At 65.6% G+C, this 479-nt stretch carries 1 pseudogene; it reads right to left on the minus strand.

From position 1 onward, the window contains the following. Positions 1–206: pseudogene (locus tag MOV74_RS40265) on the minus strand (serine protease); the annotation flags it as partial. Positions 207–479: the final 273 nt, after the last annotated feature.

The following is a 479-nucleotide window of genomic DNA, read 5'->3' on the forward strand; positions in this document are numbered from 1 at the left end:
GCCACGCGGCTGCCGTCGGGGAGGCCGATCTCGACCTCACCCTCGTCGGCCAGCGCCTCGTCGGCGGTGACGATGAGGCCTGCCTTCCAGACAAAGCCGGTGGCACGGGAGCGATGCGAGTGCACGGAGACGATTGAGGGCGCGGTGCGCGCCACCACGTCCGCGAGGGCGGATGACAGTGAGGACAGGGCGGTCAGGTCGGTCATGGTAAGCTCCTGTAAGTTGTCCTCAATTTGGGATGTCGCGGGCGATTGCGAAACTGGCCGGGTGGCCAGGACCAGGACGGCTCTCCGTAGGATCACGGCCGACGAATATGTGATTGGGAGCGCCTCACGGGAACGTGTAGCAATCCGAAAATTGCGCCATTTCGTCTCAAGCATTTCAGCGAGTCCTGACCAATGACCATCGACCTCACCCGCCGCTCCCTGCTGCAACTCGCCGGCGCGACCTCGCTTGCGATGGCGGCCGCGGCCGCGGCG

Source organism: Bradyrhizobium sp. SHOUNA76, from assembly GCF_023006445.1.
GTDB lineage: Bacteria > Pseudomonadota > Alphaproteobacteria > Rhizobiales > Xanthobacteraceae > Bradyrhizobium.